The 18,662-nt window shown below is 40.4% G+C and carries 21 protein-coding genes and 1 tRNA gene; 10 read left to right on the forward strand and 12 right to left on the reverse strand.

Features of this window, described 5'->3' with window-relative positions:
* Positions 1-37: 37 nt before the first annotated feature.
* On the reverse strand, positions 38-622 hold the full coding sequence (locus ABVF21_RS17735; protein WP_303536214.1) for a YiiX/YebB-like N1pC/P60 family cysteine hydrolase: 585 nt from the start codon (positions 620-622) through the stop codon (positions 38-40).
* A 168-nt stretch (positions 623-790) separates the two neighbouring features.
* Between ABVF21_RS17735 and ABVF21_RS17740 the strand changes: the two genes are divergently transcribed.
* On the forward strand, positions 791-1,510 hold the full coding sequence (locus ABVF21_RS17740; protein ID WP_303536216.1) for a hypothetical protein: 720 nt from the start codon (positions 791-793) through the stop codon (positions 1,508-1,510).
* A gap of 23 nt (positions 1,511-1,533) precedes the next feature.
* Here ABVF21_RS17740 and modB read toward each other — a convergent pair whose 3' ends face one another.
* The 6 genes from modB to ABVF21_RS17770 all read right to left on the reverse strand — a co-directional run bounded on the left by modB (position 1,534) and on the right by ABVF21_RS17770 (position 6,460).
* Positions 1,534-2,193, reverse strand: coding sequence for a molybdate ABC transporter permease subunit (gene modB / locus ABVF21_RS17745; protein WP_303536219.1), 660 nt, complete (start codon positions 2,191-2,193; stop codon positions 1,534-1,536).
* On the reverse strand, positions 2,186-2,944 hold the full coding sequence (gene modA / locus ABVF21_RS17750; protein WP_371018689.1) for a molybdate ABC transporter substrate-binding protein: 759 nt from the start codon (positions 2,942-2,944) through the stop codon (positions 2,186-2,188). Before modA ends, modB begins: the two co-directional genes overlap by 8 nt.
* Before the next feature lie 131 nt (positions 2,945-3,075).
* Positions 3,076-3,957 (reverse strand): vanadium-dependent haloperoxidase, encoded by an 882-nt coding sequence (locus ABVF21_RS17755; protein WP_303536224.1) that lies wholly within the window; start codon positions 3,955-3,957, stop codon positions 3,076-3,078.
* A gap of 94 nt (positions 3,958-4,051) precedes the next feature.
* Positions 4,052-4,690, reverse strand: a complete 639-nt coding sequence (locus tag ABVF21_RS17760) for a response regulator (protein ID WP_303536227.1) — start codon at positions 4,688-4,690, stop codon at positions 4,052-4,054.
* The gene (locus ABVF21_RS17765) at positions 4,677-5,723 is read right to left on the reverse strand and encodes a HAMP domain-containing sensor histidine kinase (RefSeq protein WP_303536229.1); all 1,047 of its coding nucleotides are present in this window, start codon (positions 5,721-5,723) and stop codon (positions 4,677-4,679) included. Before ABVF21_RS17765 ends, ABVF21_RS17760 begins: the two co-directional genes overlap by 14 nt.
* A gap of 17 nt (positions 5,724-5,740) precedes the next feature.
* Complete coding sequence (locus ABVF21_RS17770; protein ID WP_371018690.1) at positions 5,741-6,460, reverse strand: LiaF domain-containing protein; 720 nt, start codon at positions 6,458-6,460, stop codon at positions 5,741-5,743.
* A gap of 414 nt (positions 6,461-6,874) precedes the next feature.
* Here ABVF21_RS17770 and ABVF21_RS17775 point away from each other — a divergent pair, with 414 nt between their 5' ends.
* Entirely contained in the window at positions 6,875-7,204 is a 330-nt protein-coding gene (locus ABVF21_RS17775; RefSeq protein ID WP_371018691.1) for a hypothetical protein, read from the forward strand.
* A 24-nt stretch (positions 7,205-7,228) separates the two neighbouring features.
* Here the strand turns inward: ABVF21_RS17775 and ABVF21_RS17780 are convergent, their stop codons facing one another.
* Entirely contained in the window at positions 7,229-8,056 is an 828-nt protein-coding gene (locus tag ABVF21_RS17780; protein ID WP_371018692.1) for an alpha/beta fold hydrolase, read from the reverse strand.
* A gap of 202 nt (positions 8,057-8,258) precedes the next feature.
* Positions 8,259-9,599, reverse strand: coding sequence for a sodium-dependent transporter (locus ABVF21_RS17785; RefSeq protein ID WP_303536238.1), 1,341 nt, complete (start codon positions 9,597-9,599; stop codon positions 8,259-8,261).
* 312 nt (positions 9,600-9,911) lie between these two features.
* Here ABVF21_RS17785 and yugI point away from each other — a divergent pair, with 312 nt between their 5' ends.
* Positions 9,912-10,328: a S1 domain-containing post-transcriptional regulator GSP13 gene (gene yugI, locus ABVF21_RS17790; protein ID WP_098444801.1), complete on the forward strand. Its 417-nt coding sequence runs from the start codon at positions 9,912-9,914 to the stop codon at positions 10,326-10,328.
* A gap of 40 nt (positions 10,329-10,368) precedes the next feature.
* On the opposite strand, the gene ABVF21_RS17795 is transcribed toward yugI, so the two are convergent.
* Positions 10,369-10,599: a DUF378 domain-containing protein gene (locus ABVF21_RS17795; protein WP_194219039.1), complete on the reverse strand. Its 231-nt coding sequence runs from the start codon at positions 10,597-10,599 to the stop codon at positions 10,369-10,371.
* 309 nt (positions 10,600-10,908) lie between these two features.
* Here ABVF21_RS17795 and ABVF21_RS17800 point away from each other — a divergent pair, with 309 nt between their 5' ends.
* The 3 genes from ABVF21_RS17800 to ABVF21_RS17810 all read left to right on the forward strand — a co-directional run bounded on the left by ABVF21_RS17800 (position 10,909) and on the right by ABVF21_RS17810 (position 14,401).
* Positions 10,909-12,072 carry an iron-containing alcohol dehydrogenase gene (locus ABVF21_RS17800; RefSeq protein WP_371018693.1) on the forward strand — a complete coding sequence of 388 codons (1,164 nt, stop codon included), beginning with the start codon at positions 10,909-10,911 and terminating at the stop codon, positions 12,070-12,072.
* 375 nt (positions 12,073-12,447) lie between these two features.
* Entirely contained in the window at positions 12,448-13,809 is a 1,362-nt protein-coding gene (locus tag ABVF21_RS17805; protein ID WP_371018694.1) for a glucose-6-phosphate isomerase, read from the forward strand.
* A gap of 181 nt (positions 13,810-13,990) precedes the next feature.
* Entirely contained in the window at positions 13,991-14,401 is a 411-nt protein-coding gene (locus ABVF21_RS17810; protein ID WP_283153760.1) for a YugN-like family protein, read from the forward strand.
* Here ABVF21_RS17810 and ABVF21_RS17815 read toward each other — a convergent pair.
* A complete protein-coding gene (locus tag ABVF21_RS17815) occupies positions 14,392-15,384 on the reverse strand; it encodes a potassium channel family protein (protein ID WP_371018695.1) in 993 nt (330 codons plus the stop codon). The genes ABVF21_RS17810 and ABVF21_RS17815 overlap by 10 nt on opposite strands.
* Before the next feature lie 123 nt (positions 15,385-15,507).
* On the opposite strand from ABVF21_RS17815, the gene ABVF21_RS17820 reads away from it, so the two are divergent.
* The gene (locus ABVF21_RS17820) at positions 15,508-15,816 is read left to right on the forward strand and encodes a YggT family protein (RefSeq protein WP_098444795.1); all 309 of its coding nucleotides are present in this window, start codon (positions 15,508-15,510) and stop codon (positions 15,814-15,816) included.
* A 245-nt stretch (positions 15,817-16,061) separates the two neighbouring features.
* Positions 16,062-16,772, forward strand: coding sequence for a DUF4386 domain-containing protein (locus tag ABVF21_RS17825; protein ID WP_371018696.1), 711 nt, complete (start codon positions 16,062-16,064; stop codon positions 16,770-16,772).
* Here ABVF21_RS17825 and ABVF21_RS17830 read toward each other — a convergent pair.
* Positions 16,769-17,362 carry a Crp/Fnr family transcriptional regulator gene (locus tag ABVF21_RS17830; protein WP_371018697.1) on the reverse strand — a complete coding sequence of 198 codons (594 nt, stop codon included), beginning with the start codon at positions 17,360-17,362 and terminating at the stop codon, positions 16,769-16,771. The two genes, ABVF21_RS17825 and ABVF21_RS17830, sit on opposite strands and share 4 nt — an antisense overlap.
* Before the next feature lie 184 nt (positions 17,363-17,546).
* On the opposite strand from ABVF21_RS17830, the gene ABVF21_RS17835 reads away from it, so the two are divergent.
* A complete protein-coding gene (locus ABVF21_RS17835) occupies positions 17,547-17,720 on the forward strand; it encodes a hypothetical protein (RefSeq protein ID WP_303536256.1) in 174 nt (57 codons plus the stop codon).
* 200 nt (positions 17,721-17,920) lie between these two features.
* Positions 17,921-17,993, forward strand: a tRNA-Ala gene (locus tag ABVF21_RS17840).
* Positions 17,994-18,662 lie beyond the last annotated feature (669 nt).

The raw sequence follows: 18,662 nt of genomic DNA on the forward strand, positions 1-18,662 counted from the left end.
TAGTGTAACTGTTCAATAAAAATCATAGTGGTTCAGGTTAAGGAGTGAGTTTATATAGTGGTTGAACAGCTGGATCACTTGCAATATGCTCTGGATAAATGAAGCCTCGGCCATCGTCTGAGAAAGAGATGCCTGCTTTTTGGAAACACTCCTGAATAAACTCTGAACAGATGTATTTGTCATTTGGTATCGATTCTAAGTCGCCAATCACGACGCTTGCGAGGATTTTAAGGATTTCTTCTATGTCATAAAGCTTACCTGTTAGATCAGCGCCTCTTCTTAGCATTGCATTACGCTTATTTTCGTCTAAGTTCTTTGTGAGAGAATGCCTTGCAAGATAAAGCTTTCCTTTGTATGGATGACCTGAATTGCGATAGTCTTGGAAATAATGAGATAGCGGTACGATGCGTACACCGTAACTTTCCACGCTTTCTAGCATCATAATGCGATCCATCCACCGAAATAGAAGAGCAACGTGACTGAATTGGGATTTGGATACGTTCTGAATGATTTTACTAACTGGGTACGAGCCACTACAAAGGAGAAGGTCGCCTGTTTGAATGTCATTTCGAGCAGATCGGTAGTTTTTGACAGTTAAGTTAACGTAACGGTTTGCTGACATGATGAACCTCCTATAAATGAGCTTACTCTTGTAGTTAGATACATAAACCATTTCTCCTTCTTTTTACCATTGGAACTGTAGGTTCAAAACAGTTTCGACATAATAGTGAAGAAAATGGTTGTATTTGCGGAACAAATAATCCTATAGTTAATTGTGAGGTGAATGAGGATGGATTTCTTAAAAGCAGTGGTGGTTATCGCATTTCTTCTTATGGCGGCTAATATCATTAAACCCTTTGTAACATCTTCTAGAAAAAGAGCAGCAATGTTTGCCGGCTTTTGGCTATTGCTATACATAGTCGTCTGGGGCGTTCCGACCTTTGGCGGTGCGCAAACTGATGAAGCGATCGGGAATGGAAATGAATCATCAGGAAACAGTCAGCAAAATGAGGATGAAGTCCCGAATGATGTGAAGGAACAAGAAGCTCAGATTGAAGAAGAGATTGATTTTGAACCTTCATCGATTGAATTGATTGTAAATGCTCCTGAGTTACTAGGTTTATCACGTGAGGAATTTTTATCGAACTTCCCTAAGAGCATTGAGCCAGATCGCAAGGATCCAATGAAAATGACATTTGAAAATGGTGAAGTTATTTTCAAAGAAAATGTTGCCGTTGAGATGAATTATTTTCCAGAAGGGTTGCGTTACCTTGAGGATAATCGCCTTCTCCTCGCGAGTTTAGGTTTTGAAGTTGAAGAGGTTAGAAAAGGGTCGAATCCATTTAAGAAGCCTGTAACGATCTATCTTATAGAAGGATTTTCTGATGTGACGATTTATGGAACGGAAGGTGAGAGTGAAGACTCTTTCATTGAGAAAATTCACTTGCGGAGAGAATTCTATCCAGCATCGGCTGAGTCTGAGGAAGAAGAAATGAACACAGAAGAGTAAAAAACTCGCGTAAGCGAGTTTTTTTATATTTTAATCGCTACTCGGTAAGATAAAAAAAGCATGATCGTTGAGATGGTAATGGTTACGATTACCCAGGACCAGGCAAGTGTCATTTGACCAGAATCAATGGCAACATAAATGGCCGTGGGCATGGTTTGTGTTTTTCCGGGGAGGTTTCCGGCGAACATTAAAGTCGCTCCAAATTCCCCAAGTGCACGAGCGAAGCTTAAGATAATCCCAGAGATAAGAGCGTTTGAAGCAAGTGGAATTGAGATGATTCTTAGAACCGTCCATTTTCCTGCTCCATCTACCCGTGCTGCATCCTCAATATCTCGATCAACTGACTCAAAACCAACTTTAGCTGATTGATACATGAGCGGGAATGCAACGACACTTGCCGCGACAACACCTGCTTGCCACGTGAAAACGAGTGAGTGCTCGAAGATCGTCTCAATCCACTGACCAATTGGGCTTGAAGCGCCAAAGAGGACGAGTAGAATAAAGCCAACAACCGAAGGAGGCAGCACAAGCGGGAGCATAATAACGGTATCGATCAAACTTTTCCCGCGAAAATTCTTTCCTGCCATTAGGTGACTAATGATAATCCCGAGGACTGTCACGATGATGCTTGCGACGAGAGAGATTTTAAGTGAAATTAGTATGGGATCGAGGAATTCAGTCATTTGCGGTCACGTCACTTTGGAAACCATAAGATTCAAAAATCGCTAATGATTCATCGCTTTGTAAGAATGTGAAATAGTCACTGGCTTCTTCGTTAGCTCCTTTGACGATCCCGGCAGGATAAATGATCGGTGAATACGATTGGGTAGGAACGTCTTCAACCAAGGTTACTTTGCTAGAAGAGCGATAGTCGGTTTCATAAACAATACCTGCATCGGCATTACCTGTTTCAACGTAAGTCAGAACCTGGCGTACATCTTTACTGAAGATTAGCTGATCTTCTAGCTTATCCCACTTGTTTGCGTATTGCAGCGCTTCTTTTGCATAGGCTCCAGCTGGGACTGTTTCAGGCGTTCCGATCGCTAAGCGACCTTCATGACTTTCATCTAATTGGTCAAAGCTACTCAATTTAGCTGATTGGCTTTTAATTAAAACGAGTTTATTTCGCAGTAAATTTGTTTCGATTTCAAGCAGGTCTTCCTTTTTAATATCATCGAAATAAGACTCTGATGCAGAGAAGTAGACATCTATAGGTGCGCCTTGCTTGATCTGATTGGCTAGAACACCGGATGATGCAAGATTTAGTGTGATTTCTGTATCAAGGTGTTCTTGTTCGTAAAGAGAATTTAACTCTTTCATCGCATCACTTAAACTAGCCGCTGCGGCAACCGTTATATTGGCTGTTTCTTCTTGGCTTGATTGACATCCTGCAATGGAGACCACCATAAGGATAAGAAGTAGTAAATGCTTCATATGTAAGATCCTTTCATCTGCTAATCTTTCATCTATTATAACGAAACTTCCTCTATTTGTACGGAAAGAAGACATAGAAAAATTGGATCACTTTATGATTAATCGCAAAGTGATCCAATTCAAATGTGGGGTTAAAAAAAGAGTTTTGGTTTAGGTTGTTTTGTATTGCTTCGCACAAAAGGATTTTTAGTTGAAGAATCACATTTCGAATCGAATGGATACTCAATTGCCTGCTTGTATGGCGGGGGTGCTAATTTAGCGTGATGACTTTCTCGGTATGGTACATCAATTGTTTGCCCACGAACATTATCTTGACTTTCCAACTCAGCAGCGACGATGGAACCTATTTGTTTTCCGAGGCGAAGTCCTTCTTCATTATCAACTGGGAAGTGAACACCAGCATAGAGTCTTGAGTCAGCGCACTCTTTCGCGAGTTCTCTTAATCGTTCTTGCTCTGCAGGAAAGAAATAAGAAAGTATTTCTGCTGTAGCTGCTCCTACCGTCGCATGTCCTGATGGATAGGTGGGATGTCTTGGCGTACAGACCAGGGATTTGAAGTCGTGGTCCAGTTGATTTGGTCGTGCGACGTTCCAACGGTATTTTAAATACCAAGCCGTTGTAAAAGCATCATTCATGCCGGTTGCAACGCCTGCAAGAATTCTTGCTGCTCGAGGTGCTGTTACGTTGTACGTATCAATTAACTTATCAATAATCGGAGTCCATTGTTTACTGGCTACACCCGTCCCCCAATATTCAGCTAAAGTGACTTGCTTCGGATTAAGGTGATTCTGTGCATGTTTGACTTTTTTTAACTCATTGTCCCAATCGATCGATGCTGGTGGCTTGATGTCCAGTCGAAAGGGTCTTCCGCTTAATGTGGTAAAACGCCCTGGTGGTTTATTACGTATATAATAATCCGGCCATGATCCAGCATAAGGTTCTTCTGGATTATGAGGTGGCTCGTTTTCACCTGCATACGGAAGCTCTGACCATTTTTTATAATTCTCTGCCATAGCTAGTTCCTCCTTCAATCACTACTCCCTATAGTAAATGCGAGGCAGTTAAGAGGGGTGCTAAACTAAAAGGCATATTCTAGAAGGTAACGTGTTATCGAACCATGCCGTTTCTAATCGCATAAACTGCAGCCTGAGTTCGATCATTGACACCGAGTTTCCCCAAAATATTACTTACATGTGTTTTCACTGTTTTTAACCCAATGTATAGCTCTTCGGCAATTTGATTGTTTGTTTTCCCTTCGCCTATTAATAGCAGAACTTCTTTTTCGCGTTTCGTTAGATCATCATGCAAAGACTTCTTTTGATTTGATCGTAATTGGTTCATCATTTTTTGAGCGACCTTCTGTTCGATTACGCTTTCATCCTGAACGGCCTTACGAATGGTCGAGATAATTTCATCAGCAGAAGCTGTTTTTAGAAGATAGCTAAAGGCACCTGCTTCAATCGCAGGAAACACCTGCTCATCATCATAGAAACTTGTTATGATAATGATCTTTGTATTTGGCCTCACGGTCATGATTTCTTTTGTTGCCTCAATGCCCGTCATCTCTGGCATAATAAGATCCATTAAGATCACATCAGGGTTCATTTCATTCACTAGAGTGACGGCTTCCTTGCCATTAGAAGCTTCGCCTACGATTTGAAAATCTGGTTCTGTCAGAAGGTAAGCTTTCAATCCCTTTCGCACCATATCGTGGTCATCTACAATCATCATCTTAATCTCTGCCATCATCCAAACCCTCCAACGGCACACGTACTTCAACCAGAGTTCCTTCACGAGCCCGAGAAGAGATGCGGAACTGTCCGCCGATTTCATCACATCGCTCCTGCATAGAACCTAGTCCGTATGCTCCTTTTTTGTTCTCATTCATTTCAAACCCTTGTCCATTATCTTTTATATGTAATATAAACTGATTTTTCTTAAGTTTAAAGGTAATTCGAATCACAGATGCTTCGGCATGCCGGAGCGCATTCCCGAGGCTTTCTTGAACGATTCGGAATAAATTCTCTTCAATTCCACTTGAAAGGTCCGGAAGATCATCAAGTGTGACGTGAAAAGTAACTCCTGATTTTCTTTCTAACTCTTCGACAAGCTTTCTCACTCCTTCGCATAATGAATCTTCAGATAGGTGAATTGGGCGGAGATGGAGAAGAAGGGCTCGCATTTCAACTTGTGCTTTACTTGCGAGATCTGCGACATCCAACATTTGTGATTTAGCTGTTTCAATATCTCGATCCATCATCTTTATGGAAGCAGAGGACATCATATTTAACGCGAAAAGCTGTTGACTGACAGCATCATGAAGGTCTCTTGCAAGTCGTTGACGTTCCTCGATAATGGCTGCTCCTCTTGCTTTCTCAGCTAAGTCAGCTTTTTGGTTAACTAAATTCTGTAGAGAGGTTACTTGCTTCTGAAGCTTGTCCGCCAGTTCGTTTAATTCACTACTAATCCGACCAATTTCATCTTTGTCTGTCATTTTCATTTTTTCAGTGAACTTGCCTCTCGAAAGAATGATGATTTGGGTGGAGATATCTTCAAGTCGATTTCTGATGGAGAGCGTGTCTTTATAGCTGAAATAGCTTCCTAACAGAACCACGAGAATCATGACTAATAGCGGTGATAATAAACTGAATAGCACAGATACGGCATTAGGCTGAAAAAACAATGCAATTTGGATAACTAGAAAATAAAGAACCCCAGTAAATAAAGCAGTATAAAGAAGCGACTTGAATAATTTCCATCTGAGCGTTGATTTATTCACAGCTATGGCACCTTTCTCTAAATCCGATCAACTCGTAAATCAAGTACGGAGAAGTCAAGATAGAATACGATTCGTTGGAGAGCGTCATCGAAATCGTCTGTTTTGTAAGTTAAGGCGTGACCCTTTCCGACGTTGTCCTGGTTATGCTGATCAATTGTAGCCGAAAGTACATGGGCTGTACCGTCAATTTTAAATGGGATATCATCTGGGAAAATAATATTAATATCACCAACAAATCCTGACAGCGTAATGACGGTTTCTTCCTCTGGGATAAGTGTCGTTGAAAAATCGAAGTTATAATCGCACACAAAACTCCAATCATTCATCGTATGAACCTGCCAATTTGGCTTATTATAGGAATGGTCCTTAACGAGACTGAACCCCTGGCTTTTTCGATATCTCCCTAGGAATTTAAAGCCAATCATTACGAATATAAGCGGCCATAGTTTCCAAATACTCCAGAAACTAAAGTCAATTATTTCGAAACGATCAAGGATCAGAAGTAGTCCAAAGGTGAGTAGTAGCACACCGGTTGTCCATTTCTTCCTTCTCGTTGAAGGTAATAGAGCATCAAAAAGGTACTTTCCACCGAGCAGAAACAACAAGAAGGGATAAAAATAGACAATTGCCTCCGTCATTTCCATGGAAATAATGCCGATATTTATAAGAAGAAGAAAGATTCCGAGAGCAACGAAAAAAATCGCGGAAAGGAATCGTCCAGTTTGTATACGTTTCATCTAATCTCCTCAATTCATTCTGTCTCCTATACAAGAACATATTTGACAGTTGATAGCTTGTTTCCTGCCATAACACTGGATTGTCACTTGAAGTAACTTGGATCTGGAAGAATATATTTCCTTTTAGGGAAATAGTGTGGTGTAATGGTTTGTTTTGATACTAGTTTCCAAATTCGATCGCGGTTACAATAGTGAAATATTAATAAGTGTTATCATTTTGTCTCTATCTAGAGTGTATAGAAATATGTGAGTGAATTGGAGTTTCTTACGATTGAACTTTTCTCAGTCTTAAGGCTGAATTTTCATGTTAAAATGGAATCGTTTAGTGGAAAGTATGAAAGAAGAGAAGGATGAAGCGTTTCGAACTCGAATAGATGTAAGAAGAGTATGGTTCAAAATGAGAGAGGGAATAAAATGAAACAAAAGCGCATGTTTAAACTGGCCGTTGCTGGATGTGTTTTGGGCATTATCGCAGCAGTGCTCTCAAGGTTTAATGTGATACCTCTAATTCAAGTCAAAGATATTTCGTTTTTAACTGCTTTTATTTTTCCGGCGTTTGCTGTACTAGGTTGTTATTTTGTGAAAACAAGACCTATTTTAGGAGGGTTTAGTCTCCTCGTTTCAGCAGCAGGAGGAATTATTTTTTTATCGATTTTTTATATTATTCCAGCAGCTTTTCTCGTAACTTCAGGTTTTTTAAGTATTTTACTAAAGGAAGAACCACAATTAGTCGCAAACAAATAACCGCTCTACGAGGTGCGGTTTTTGTTATTTTTGTAAGAACTGGTGAATGGCTTGTGACACTTCCACAGGCCTTTCTTCTGGGATAAGGTGTCCAGTATGAGAGAGGGTAAGAAGATCTGCGTCAGGCAGGTCTTTTTTCATGCGTTCACCTACGCGTATAGGTACAAGACGGTCGTAGGTTCCCCAAATTAAGAGGGTGGGAAAATTAATTTTATTTAATGTGCTCGTAGATAAATCCTCTTCTCGATCTCGTATGAGGCGAGAAAGCGCAAGAAAGAAACCTTTTTCATTAAAACTGGATGTGTAGCCATCGATGACTTCTTGCGTGAGTAGCTTATGGTCATAAACGAGATGTTCAAAATTCTTTCTTAAATTAATGGCACTCATTGATAAGCTAAGGCAAAGTGGAAAAAAAGGGAGATAAGAGCATAATCGAATAGCTAATGAAGAAGATTTAATATAGCTTGAGCTACATAGGAGAATAAGCTTTTCAATTCGTTCTGGGTGCTGAATACACGCGCGAAGAGCAATTTGTCCGCCCATTGAATGTCCAATCAAGATAGCTTTTGAAATTTGCATTCGTTCAAGAAGTCTATTTGTAAGAGCAGCATACTCATGAAGCGAGTAGTGGATATCACAGTTCTTTTCGCTCTCGCCGAAGCCTGGTAAATCAAAGCACAATAAGTGATAGTTCTTTTTAAGAAGGGGAAGAAGCTTACGAAAACTAAAGGAAGAAGAAAGGAAGCCATGAATGAAGACAAGTGTATGGACATGAGGGTTAGTATGTTTGTAATACTCATATGCCAACGTCACGTTGTCGATTTGTATCCGTTTCTTACTTGGGATAGACACGGTTTCATCACCTCTCATCCATTCGCTATTTAAAGTTTGGCTTACTTAGTCATACTTTATCCTACTCTTAGAAAGTTGAAGGGCCGAATGAGAAGACAAAAAAAGAGACGAGGCGTTGGCCTCGTCTTCAAAAGGGGGAATATAGATAGCTTACTACTCCTGTTATTCCCACTTTAGAAAAAGAATATACATATAAATGAAATTAATATGAAAGTAAAGATGTAACGAGGACAATTGTAATGGCAGCTGGGACAAAGTAACGAATTAAACCATACCAGAGTGGGAAGACGACCCGCCCTATTTTAGAAGACATCATCACTTCGTCCGCTAATATTTCTTTCTTCATTTTCCGAGAAACGAAAATAGAGATAAGAAGAGCACCGATAGGCATTAATAAGTTACTTGCCAGAAAGTCCATCGTATCAAATATTGTTCTGCCAAATATGGAAATGTCTCCAAGGACACCAAATGACAAAGCGGAAGGGATCCCGAGTAAGAATACGCAAAATCCTGCGATCCAGGAAACTTTCTTGCGATTTCCTTTACCATGCGTCACTGTAGAAACAATGATTTCCATCAAGGAAAAAGCTGATGTTAACGTTGCAAAGAGCAAAAGCGCTAGAAAAACTGTGAAAAACAAACCACCAAACGCCATTTGATTAAAAACAGCAGGAAGAACGGTGAAAATAAGTCCAGGTCCTTCTGTGGGCTCAAATCCAAATGCAAAAACAGCAGGGAAGATGGCAAGTCCAGCTAGAAAGGAGATTAACACGTTCAGGCTAACGACTGATACTACTGATCCTGTTAAATCAGCTTTTCTATCAAGATAAGAGCTGTACGTAACCATTAAGGAGATCCCGACGCTGAGCGCAAAGAACGATTGGCCCAGGGCATCAAGAACACCTTCTGCTGATAACATAGAGAAATCAGGTTTTAAAAAGAAGGAGACCCCTTCCATTGCGCCATCAAGAGAAAGCGAACGCGCAACAAGCACAAGAAAAAGAATAAAGAGAGCTGGCATCATATAACGGCTTGCTGTTTCGATCCCTTTTTGAATCCCAAACTGCACAATGGCTACTGTTATCGCTAAAAATAGAGCCTGTGTTAGGAGAGCGGTTGCAGGACTTCCAATGACTTCACCAAACAACTCTTCGTAACGGCTATTTTGAAGTCCTGTAAGTGAACCAGAGAAGCTTCTTGTTAAGTACGTAATCACCCATCCTCCAATGACACTATAGAAGGAAAGAATAATGAAAGAGGCGATAACGCCCAGATAACCAAGCCATTTCCAGCTTGCTTTCCCGGAAATTGATTCATACGAAGAAACGGCATTTTGCTGTGAGTGTCTCCCAACAACAAATTCCGCAAGAAGCATTGGAGCACCGACTAAAACAGTGAAAAGAAGAAAAACAAGGAAAAATGCTGCTCCACCGTTTGTACCCGCCATATATGGAAATTTCCACAGTGCACCAAGCCCGATAGCTGATCCAGCTGAAGCCAAAATAAATCCGAATCTTGACGACCATTGATCATTTGATTTCATCTTGTCACCTCATACAATATAGTAAGTCCAATTGAATGGCATTTTATCACTATAGCGAGCGGAAAGAATTCAGTCAATATTAAATATTCATGTATTTATTTACCACACGCTATAAACCTTGTTATTACTGAAGTACCAGCCATTCCCTCTGTTTATTTTAATTTGAAAGTAAATGCTTTATAATACATTCTTGTCTTGCTATTCCTTCAATAGAAAGGTATGATTTGTAGAAAAGGCTAGTATGATGTTTTGTCTAGATTAGAAATCTATGTTATACTAGTAAAGTTGAAAAAATTTGTTAGGAGTGTTTTCATGGCAGAGCAATATAACGTCGGTGATATCGTTGAAGGGAAGGTAACTGGTATTAAGCCTTTTGGTGCTTTCGTTGCAATTGACGACCAAAAGCAAGGACTAGTTCACATTTCTGAAATCTCTCACGGGTACGTAAAAAATATCGAAGATCAACTTACTGTAGGAGACGAAGTTAAGGTAAAAATCCTTAACATTGAAGAAGGTTCCGGTAAAATCTCTCTTTCAATCCGTGCTACTCAGCCTAAACCTGAGCGTCCGGAAAGAAAGCCTCGCCCGGCAGCACCGAGCGGCGGAAACAAGAAACCACAACAAACTTCTTCTCCACAAGGCTTCAACACGCTTGAAGATAAACTTAAAGACTGGTTGAAAGAATCTAACGACCGTCAAGCTCAATTGAACAAGCGTCTGAAGAAGTAAGGAATGACGAAAGAAGGCAGCCGCGGCTGCCTTCTTTTTTTTATGTTGTTGCGCGATCAGGATCATGTGAAAGCTCTTCTGTCGGCTTGAAAAGTAGTGTTAGGCAATATAGTCCACTTAGCCCGACTAGGCCATAGACAATTCGAGCAAGTGCAGCATTTTGTCCACCGAATATAGCCGCGACGAGGTCAAATTGGAAAAATCCAATTAGGCCCCAGTTGACCGCTCCGATGATCACTAACGCAAGAGCAAATCGTTGTAATGTGCTCATAAGAATACCTCCTTTTATTAGGAAACATATTGATTCTTCTATAACATGATAAAAACTTCACCAAATTATACATAGCAGCTCCACTTAATTCTTATAAGCAGATTGCTTTATTTTAATAATTGATTGAGGCATAATAAAATGGAACTTCCATCAAAGCTGTTTATTTCTGATGGTTAGTTGCACGAATTAATCCTTTTGGTGGTCATTTACTCTCACCTAAACTTCTTGCATTACTAAAGATAAAAGGTGAGTTTTTATTGCGCCTAGAGGCGAAGTTAAACGTGATTTGAATTAAAGGAGGACATAACATTGAATAATTTTACTTTCCAAAATCCAACAAAATTGATCTTCGGTAAAGGGCAGCTAGAAGCGCTCAAAACTGAAGTGCCACAATACGGAAAAAGAGTCCTCGTTGTTTATGGCGGAGGAAGCATCAAGAAAAATGGTGTTTACGATAGCGTAATGAACACATTAACCGAAATCGGTGCTGAAGTATTTGAACTTAGCGGCGTTGAACCAAACCCACGCCTAACAACTGTTCATAAAGGTGTCGATATTTGTAAAGAAAACAACATTGATTTCATCTTAGCAGTAGGTGGCGGTAGTGTTATTGACTGCACAAAAGCTATTTCTGCAGGTGCTAAATATGATGGAGACGCTTGGGACTTCGTAACGAAGAAAGCATTCCCTGAAGCAGCTCTTCCATTCGGTACAGTTCTAACGCTAGCAGCAACTGGTTCAGAAATGAACCCAGGTTCTGTTATCACAAATTGGGATACACAAGAGAAATACGGTTGGGGACATCCACTTGTACACCCGAAATTCTCTATTCTAGATCCTGAGAATACGTATACAGTGCCAAAAAACCATACAGTATACGGCATGGTGGACATGATGTCTCACGTACTTGAACAGTACCTTCACCCTGAATCAAATACAGAGCTACAAGAAAACATGCAGTTCTCTGTTCTTGAAACAGTGATGAACACAGCTCCAAAACTTCTCGAAGATATGCAAAACTACGACCACCGTGCAACAATTATGTTGAGTGGTACAGTAGCGCTAAACCAATCTCTACAGATGGGTGTTCGCGGTGACTGGGCTTCTCATAACATTGAACACGCAGTATCAGCTGTTTATGATATTCCACACGCTGGTGGTCTTGCGATTCTCTTCCCGAACTTAATGAAACACAACCTTGACGTGAACGTTGATAAGTTCAAGCGTCTTGCTGTCAAAGTTCTTGGCGTAAACGAAGAAGGTAAATCAGATCGCGATGTTGCGCTTGAAGGTATCGACAAGCTAAGTGCGTTCTGGAGCAGCCTTGGTGCACCAAATCGTCTTGCTGATTACGACATTGACGATAGCCAGCTTGATCTTATCGTTGACCGTGCGATGGCTAATGGGGCGTTTGGTAATTTCAAATCCCTTGAGCGCGACGACGTGATGGCGATTTTGAAGGCTTCTCTATAAGGTGAAATGATAGGACCGTTCCGTTTTGGAGCGGTTCTTTTTGTTATGCTTTTTAGCTAGGGATGATTTTGACCCATTTACGCTGTGTTCGGCAGCCCCAGTTAGAGCAAATGAATTTGCTCACCGGGGCTGCCGAACACAGCGACCTTTAAGCTCCGCTTAAAGGCGATTGAAACTCAGGTTTCAATCGAATGTGTCAAAAATCGAGCGAAGAAATTTGTCCTCTGAAGTGAATAAGGACACAAGGTCAAACGAGTTTAGAAAGAAATCTCTCCAGGTAATCGCTTACATGGATCGGTGTTCTTGATTTCGAATGGGTCTTGGGCTAAAGTAAAACGTGAGTGAAGAACAAAAAATGATAATTGGAGGCTAATTATGACTTCAAAAGTAAGTTTTGATTATTCAAAAGCATTGTCGTTTGTTGGCGAACATGAAGTAACATACATGGCGGATGCAGTGAAGGCTGCACACGAAGCGCTACATAATGGAACAGGGGCTGGCAACGATTTTCTTGGCTGGCTAACGCTTCCGCATGATTATGATAAAGAAGAATTTTCACGCATTCAGAAATCTGCTGAGAAAATCAAATCAGATTCTGACGTGCTTCTTGTTGTTGGTATCGGTGGTTCTTATTTAGGTGCTCGTGCAGCAATCGAAATGCTGAACCATTCTTTCTATAACGTTCTAACAAAAGAAGAGCGCAAAACACCACAAGTGTTCTTCGTAGGAAACAACATCAGCTCAACTTACGTAAAGGACCTCTTTAGCGTACTTGAAGGGAAAGACGTTTCCGTTAACGTCATTTCAAAATCAGGTACAACGACTGAGCCTGCGATTGCGTTCCGTATTTTCCGTAAGTTCCTTGAAGATAAATACGGCGTAGAAGAAGCTCGTCGTCGCATCTATGCGACTACTGACAAGTCAAAAGGTGCTCTTAAGACCTTAGCTGACGAAGAAGGATACGAAAGCTTCGTGATTCCTGATGATGTTGGTGGACGTTATTCTGTTCTGACAGCTGTTGGACTTCTTCCAATCGCAGCAAGCGGAATCTCTATTGAAGAGATGATGAAAGGTGCTCAAGACGCACAAGATGACTTGAACACATCTGACATCGAATCTAACCAGGCTTATCAGTATGCAGCGGTTCGTAATGCCCTTTACAACAAAGGCAAGAACATCGAGCTTCTTGTGAACTATGAGCCATCTCTACACTATTTCTCTGAGTGGTGGAAACAGCTCTTTGGCGAAAGTGAAGGAAAAGACAACAAAGGTCTTTATCCAGCATCTGTTGATTTCTCAACAGATCTTCACTCCATGGGACAATACGTTCAAGACGGCCGTCGTAGCCTGTTTGAAACAGTATTGAACGTTGGGAAAGCGCGTCATGAGATCACAATCGAAGAAGACGACAAGAACCTAGACAAGCTGAACTACCTTGCTGGTGAAACAATGGACTTTGTTAATCAGAAAGCATTCGAAGGTACAATGCTTGCTCATACAGATGGTAACGTTCCGAACTTGATCGTGAACATCCCTGAAATGACGCCTTACCACTTCGGTTACCTTGCTTATTTCTTTGAAAAAGCATGTGCCGTTTCCGGTTACCTACTTGGCGTGAATCCATTCGATCAGCCAGGAGTAGAAGCATACAAAACAAACATGTTTGCGCTTCTTGGTAAACCAGGATTCGAAAAAGAAAAAGCTGAGCTTGAGGATCGCCTTAAGACAAACGAATAGAACGAACAAGAGAGAGTGCCTCGGCGCTCTCTTTTTTTATTTTAAAAAAGTAAGTATAAAATTCAGTGAAGTCTATTTCTAGCACTTGTCGGGACTAACCGAGCGATTGCGCTTTTTTTTCATGAATTCTCTCTCATTGGACACGATAAGCGTAGACTACGTAAACAGGGAGGAAGCGAACATGATTCCAATGAATTCTGTGCTTGAAGGGAAAACGATCGAACTTAGTATTATGGAAGACAAGCTCCGCCAATTAGGCTATAGCTATGGAGGCGGCTGGGAATACGATCACGGCTATTTCGACTATAAAATCGATGATGAAGACGGATATCTTTTTCTAAGAGTACCCATTAAAGCTGTAAAAAAAGAGCTTGATGCGGATGGCGCAATCGTTGAAATTGGACAGCCTTTCATGCTCTCTCATATGTATCAGGCAGGTGTTGATCCTGAAGGCAATATTGGGAACATCTCAGCGTCGTTTAATCAGTTCCAAGAGCCCACAAATAAAGATGCTGAAATTGATGAAGAATGGCTGAAATACGGAGAGCGATACGTGAAAGAACTAGACGCCGCGCTCTCATCTTATGTGTGAATCACGAGTAAGAGATCATCAGATGCAATAAGAAATGAAGGGGAGGGGTTCATGACGAGCTCACTCCCTCTTTTTACACCAATCATCAGGATATCTTTTTCATTTAGTTGCTGTGCTACATCACAAAAAGACTCTTCACTAAACGACTCAGCACTCATGAAATCAAGCTGATTAGGATTTAAATGCGTTAACATCTCAAGTAAAGTGGTCGAAATCCCATGAGAGAAGACACTATTCGTCATAACTGTACTGAGTAGGTGGGCACTTTCGATTACCTCATTTGCACCAGCTCGCTCAGCATTCACAATTTGCTCAGGCGAAAGAATTTCCACAATTGTATACACCGAAGGATTAATCCCTTTAACCGTTAAAAGGGTAAGAATGGTTTGCATATCCACTTCAATTTCACTTTTATACTGATCCGCTGTGATAAGAACAGTATGCGCATCGCTCACTTTCGCCTTACGCAATGTGCTATCTTCACCAGGGTTTCCACGAATGAAATGAATACCTTCTTTTTGAAGCGGGTTTTCCGTAAGCGAATGATCAATGAGCACGATGGATCGTTCAGGCTGATTGGATAAAAGTGCTTTGATCGTATGTCTGCTGCGCGAATTCCAACCAACCACAACTACATGATTGGTCCGCTCGTAACTTCGCTCTCCACGGCCAAGCGCCCCCTGCGTCATTACAAAGGAAGAAGCAAGCTTCGCCATATAAAACGTCATAAAGCCAGCGCCAAACATAATAAACACCATCGCAAAAGCTTTCCCTCTAACAGTCACAGGTGATGTATCGCCGTATCCAATCGTGGAAGCCGTCACGATCGCAAACCACACCCCATCGAAAACGGTCGGAAACATTTCCGGCTCCACCAGATGCATGATAAATCCCATTGTTATAAGAATCAGCACAATCAGTGCACCGAGTTGTAATACAGGCGGATAGCGGGATATATAATAAACTAAGTCACGTAATCTCAAAGTAAAACGCTCCTTTCTCCACATCCATTATGCCCATCAATCACTGGAAAAAAACGACACGTGTGTGATCAATCGCAACAGGGTAAAGAAAGGATATGACAGTTTAAAAAAGGGTGAAGAAACATGAGAGCACTATCATCATTCCTCGTATCGCTCGTACGCCTGATTTTTGGCATTATCGAAGCGATTCTCGGAATTCGCATATTGCTGAAACTATTCAGCGCCAATCCAACAGCTCCATTCGTGCAGTGGATCTATGACTTTTCAGCGCCATTATTATATCCATTTCGAAACATCTTTCCAACGACGGAATTCGCTGGACAATATGTCGTTGAATTCTCTGCAGTATTTGCACTGATTGTATATAGTATCGTGGCATCACTCATTGTACGGTTTGTAGCAATGGGATTAACGAGTCGGGAGAGAAGGTAAGAGAGGAGAAACGCTGGGGGACAGCGTTTCTTTTATTGGTTATACGACTTTTATTATGTAATAGAACAAGAAGAAACCCTCTTGCAACCGTAAGAGGGTTTTATTTTGAAGTAAAATAGAATCGAACTACTAAGCTATCCACCTGCCCAAATTTAAAAAAATAGTATATTCTTGATTTAAGTCAATGAAAGTCTTCCTCAGACGAAATACAATACATTTAACATCAAAGTCGAGGAGGCTCTTATATGGAATTAAAGACAACAACTAATCAAAACATGCAGCAGAAAGCAGCAGTCTTTTCAGCAATTGCATTACTTATTATGACATTTGCTGCATTTTTTGCTCAAGGATATGTTCATAGCTCATTAGTCATTGAGGGAGATGCAGTAACAACATTAAAAAACATCCAAGCATCTCAAGTCTTGTTTCGTCTTGAGGTACTTGGATGGCTCATCATTATCATTATGGATTTAATTGTTTCGTGGGGCTTTTATGTTTTCTTGAAGCCGTTTCATCCTGGTTACGCATTATTAGCCGGCTGGCTTCGTTTCCTTTACACAGCCATTCTAGCCAATGCGGTTTCACATCTTGTAATAACCAAAAGTGTTTTTCAAAATTCAGAGTTAGGTACGTCATCGCGCGTGGCACAGCAAGCGATGGATGCCATCACAGCTTTTGAAGCCATTTGGTCATTTGGGTTGATCATTTTTGGCCTTCATCTGATCGTAGTCGGGTTGATCGCAATGAAAACAATAATAATACCAAAAGTGATTAGTATTCTAGTTGTTTTAGCAGGCTTCAGCTACTCGCTAATTCATTTCATGTACAATTTTATCCCACAAATTGAAAACGTTATTGGACTACTAGAATTAATTCTGATGGCTCCCATGGTCATCGGTGAATTAGGGTTTGGGATCTGGTTATTCGTAAAAGGAAAAAAGGTAACGATGAACTAATCAACAATCCTAAGATTAGATACGGACCTCTTCTTAATACGACTTAAAGATTCTGGCTTAACTCCCAGGTAGCTTGCTAGTTGGTACTGGGGAACCCTGTCAATTAAATCGGGTCTTTTTTCCATCAAATTGTGGTACCGCTCTTCTGGCGTCGAAGAAATGAAGGAGGAGAAATTATCCCTCATAGCACCCATATCTTCTTCAATCATTTTACGAGTCAGTTCTTCTAATACCGGATGCATGTCGTAAGTTTCCTGCTCAGTAGATAAATCACCTACAATAAGCGTACAGTCTTCCAAACAGCTAAGAGAGTATGGAGAAATTTTGTCAGTAGTATGCTGATTAAAGATCGTGACACTCTGTTCTTCCGTATAGAAATTGAACGTATTCTCATTTCCATTTTTATCGACATTGTAAAGCCGTACACATCCTTTTAAAACAAAATAGCATTTGTCAGGAACTTCACCTTGATGTAAAAGAACCGTTCCTTTCTTAAACGAAGCAACAGGAATATCGATTGTCAGCTTTCTTAATTCGGATTCACTGAGATCCGAAAACCGTTTCATATATTGGATAAGGATATCTTTCATGAATTCATCTCCCTTATCAAAATTGTATATATCTTTTAGTATAGCATCACTAAACAGGTAGAGGTAAGGCAGTTTAAAACAGCTTATTGAACCAACATTGCAGGTTGAATAAAGAAAAATGAACATGATGTTTATATTTATAAGTATAATTAATGAACGAAGCTAAATATTGGAGGAGATTTGTTTGGACCTATTTTTATTTATATCCGTAATCGTTGGGATGACGTTTATCTTTTTATATTTTGTAATGAATTTTGACTTGAAAAAGAAGAAGTTAGAGGTAGAGGAAAAGAAACTGGAGTTGGAAAAAAGGAAGTTGGAATTAAAAGAAGAAGCAGGGGAAGAAGAAAAGTTTTAGAATGAGTAAAAGCTCCTCAAAATACTTTGTGTACATTATACTTTATGTACTTTGGTATTAAGTTGAGGGGCTTTTGATATAGAGGCTGCGATTTCGAAATGAGATTTACGCACTTTCGCATATTTCAAAAAATAAGTTGCCCTCACAATAAAAGCTATGATAAAATAAATCTTGTCGACAGGAAATCGCTGTCATAATACGGGGCATTAGCTCAGCTGGGAGAGCGCTACACTGGCAGTGTAGAGGTCAGCGGTTCGAGCCCGCTATGCTCCATCGATGGAAACCCCTCTTGCGGATGCAAGAGGGGTTTTTTACCTTTTTCATTACATTTTGACGATGAATCGAGCTGGATTTCCCGAGATTCTTTGATTCTATTTTTGGGAATTGGACCATTTTTACTTAAGATTAATAGTTTTGTGATGAAACAGCGGAAGGAAGAGTAGGGTTCTTTGGCAGAAATGTGTATTCAAGATAGAGAAGAAGCCGTTTATTCTCTCGCCTGAAGTACTAATTAACTCACCTAAATGTACTAAAGGCTAGGAGGATAAAATTAATCACAACGCTAGTAAGGTTTTCTCCTGTATAGTTAAGTGGACAGTGGGGCAGGTTCCTTGCTCCATCCAATATTTCCAAAATCGATGACGATTGGGGTTTTTACTTTTTCATAAATCGTGACGATTGTTATAATACTTTAATTAATGGGTCTTATGCTTCGTTGTGTTAAAGATTGGTGAGAGAATAAATAATTGACGATGATCGCTATATCAACTTGAATACTATATAGGGATTCGACCATTCCGGTATTAATATACCGTTGTCAATAACGGTTTAAAATTCCCTAATTTCAACGGAAACAAATTCCCTAATATTAGCGTATCTTAGCTGGCTGTATGCCAGCTTTTACTTTTTCTCTTAATCTGTAAGACCCACCTTTGATATTAA

It is taken from the genome of Pseudalkalibacillus sp. JSM 102089, from assembly GCF_041366475.1.
GTDB classification, from domain to species: Bacteria; Bacillota; Bacilli; order Bacillales; family Guptibacillaceae; genus Guptibacillus; species Guptibacillus hwajinpoensis_B.

Coding starts and splice junctions, on each gene's coding strand:
- ABVF21_RS17735 (WP_303536214.1), bottom strand. CDS start 622: ATGTCAGCAAACCGTTACGTTAACTTAACTGTCAAAAACTACCGATCT.
- ABVF21_RS17740 (WP_303536216.1), top strand. CDS start 791: ATGGATTTCTTAAAAGCAGTGGTGGTTATCGCATTTCTTCTTATGGCG.
- modB (WP_303536219.1), bottom strand. CDS start 2,193: ATGACTGAATTCCTCGATCCCATACTAATTTCACTTAAAATCTCTCTC.
- modA (WP_371018689.1), bottom strand. CDS start 2,944: ATGAAGCATTTACTACTTCTTATCCTTATGGTGGTCTCCATTGCAGGA.
- ABVF21_RS17755 (WP_303536224.1), bottom strand. CDS start 3,957: ATGGCAGAGAATTATAAAAAATGGTCAGAGCTTCCGTATGCAGGTGAA.
- ABVF21_RS17760 (WP_303536227.1), bottom strand. CDS start 4,690: ATGGCAGAGATTAAGATGATGATTGTAGATGACCACGATATGGTGCGA.
- ABVF21_RS17770 (WP_371018690.1), bottom strand. CDS start 6,460: ATGAAACGTATACAAACTGGACGATTCCTTTCCGCGATTTTTTTCGTT.
- ABVF21_RS17775 (WP_371018691.1), top strand. CDS start 6,875: ATGAAACAAAAGCGCATGTTTAAACTGGCCGTTGCTGGATGTGTTTTG.
- ABVF21_RS17785 (WP_303536238.1), bottom strand. CDS start 9,599: ATGAAATCAAATGATCAATGGTCGTCAAGATTCGGATTTATTTTGGCT.
- yugI (WP_098444801.1), top strand. CDS start 9,912: ATGGCAGAGCAATATAACGTCGGTGATATCGTTGAAGGGAAGGTAACT.
- ABVF21_RS17795 (WP_194219039.1), bottom strand. CDS start 10,599: ATGAGCACATTACAACGATTTGCTCTTGCGTTAGTGATCATCGGAGCG.
- ABVF21_RS17805 (WP_371018694.1), top strand. CDS start 12,448: ATGACTTCAAAAGTAAGTTTTGATTATTCAAAAGCATTGTCGTTTGTT.
- ABVF21_RS17810 (WP_283153760.1), top strand. CDS start 13,991: ATGATTCCAATGAATTCTGTGCTTGAAGGGAAAACGATCGAACTTAGT.
- ABVF21_RS17820 (WP_098444795.1), top strand. CDS start 15,508: ATGAGAGCACTATCATCATTCCTCGTATCGCTCGTACGCCTGATTTTT.
- ABVF21_RS17825 (WP_371018696.1), top strand. CDS start 16,062: ATGGAATTAAAGACAACAACTAATCAAAACATGCAGCAGAAAGCAGCA.
- ABVF21_RS17830 (WP_371018697.1), bottom strand. CDS start 17,362: ATGAAAGATATCCTTATCCAATATATGAAACGGTTTTCGGATCTCAGT.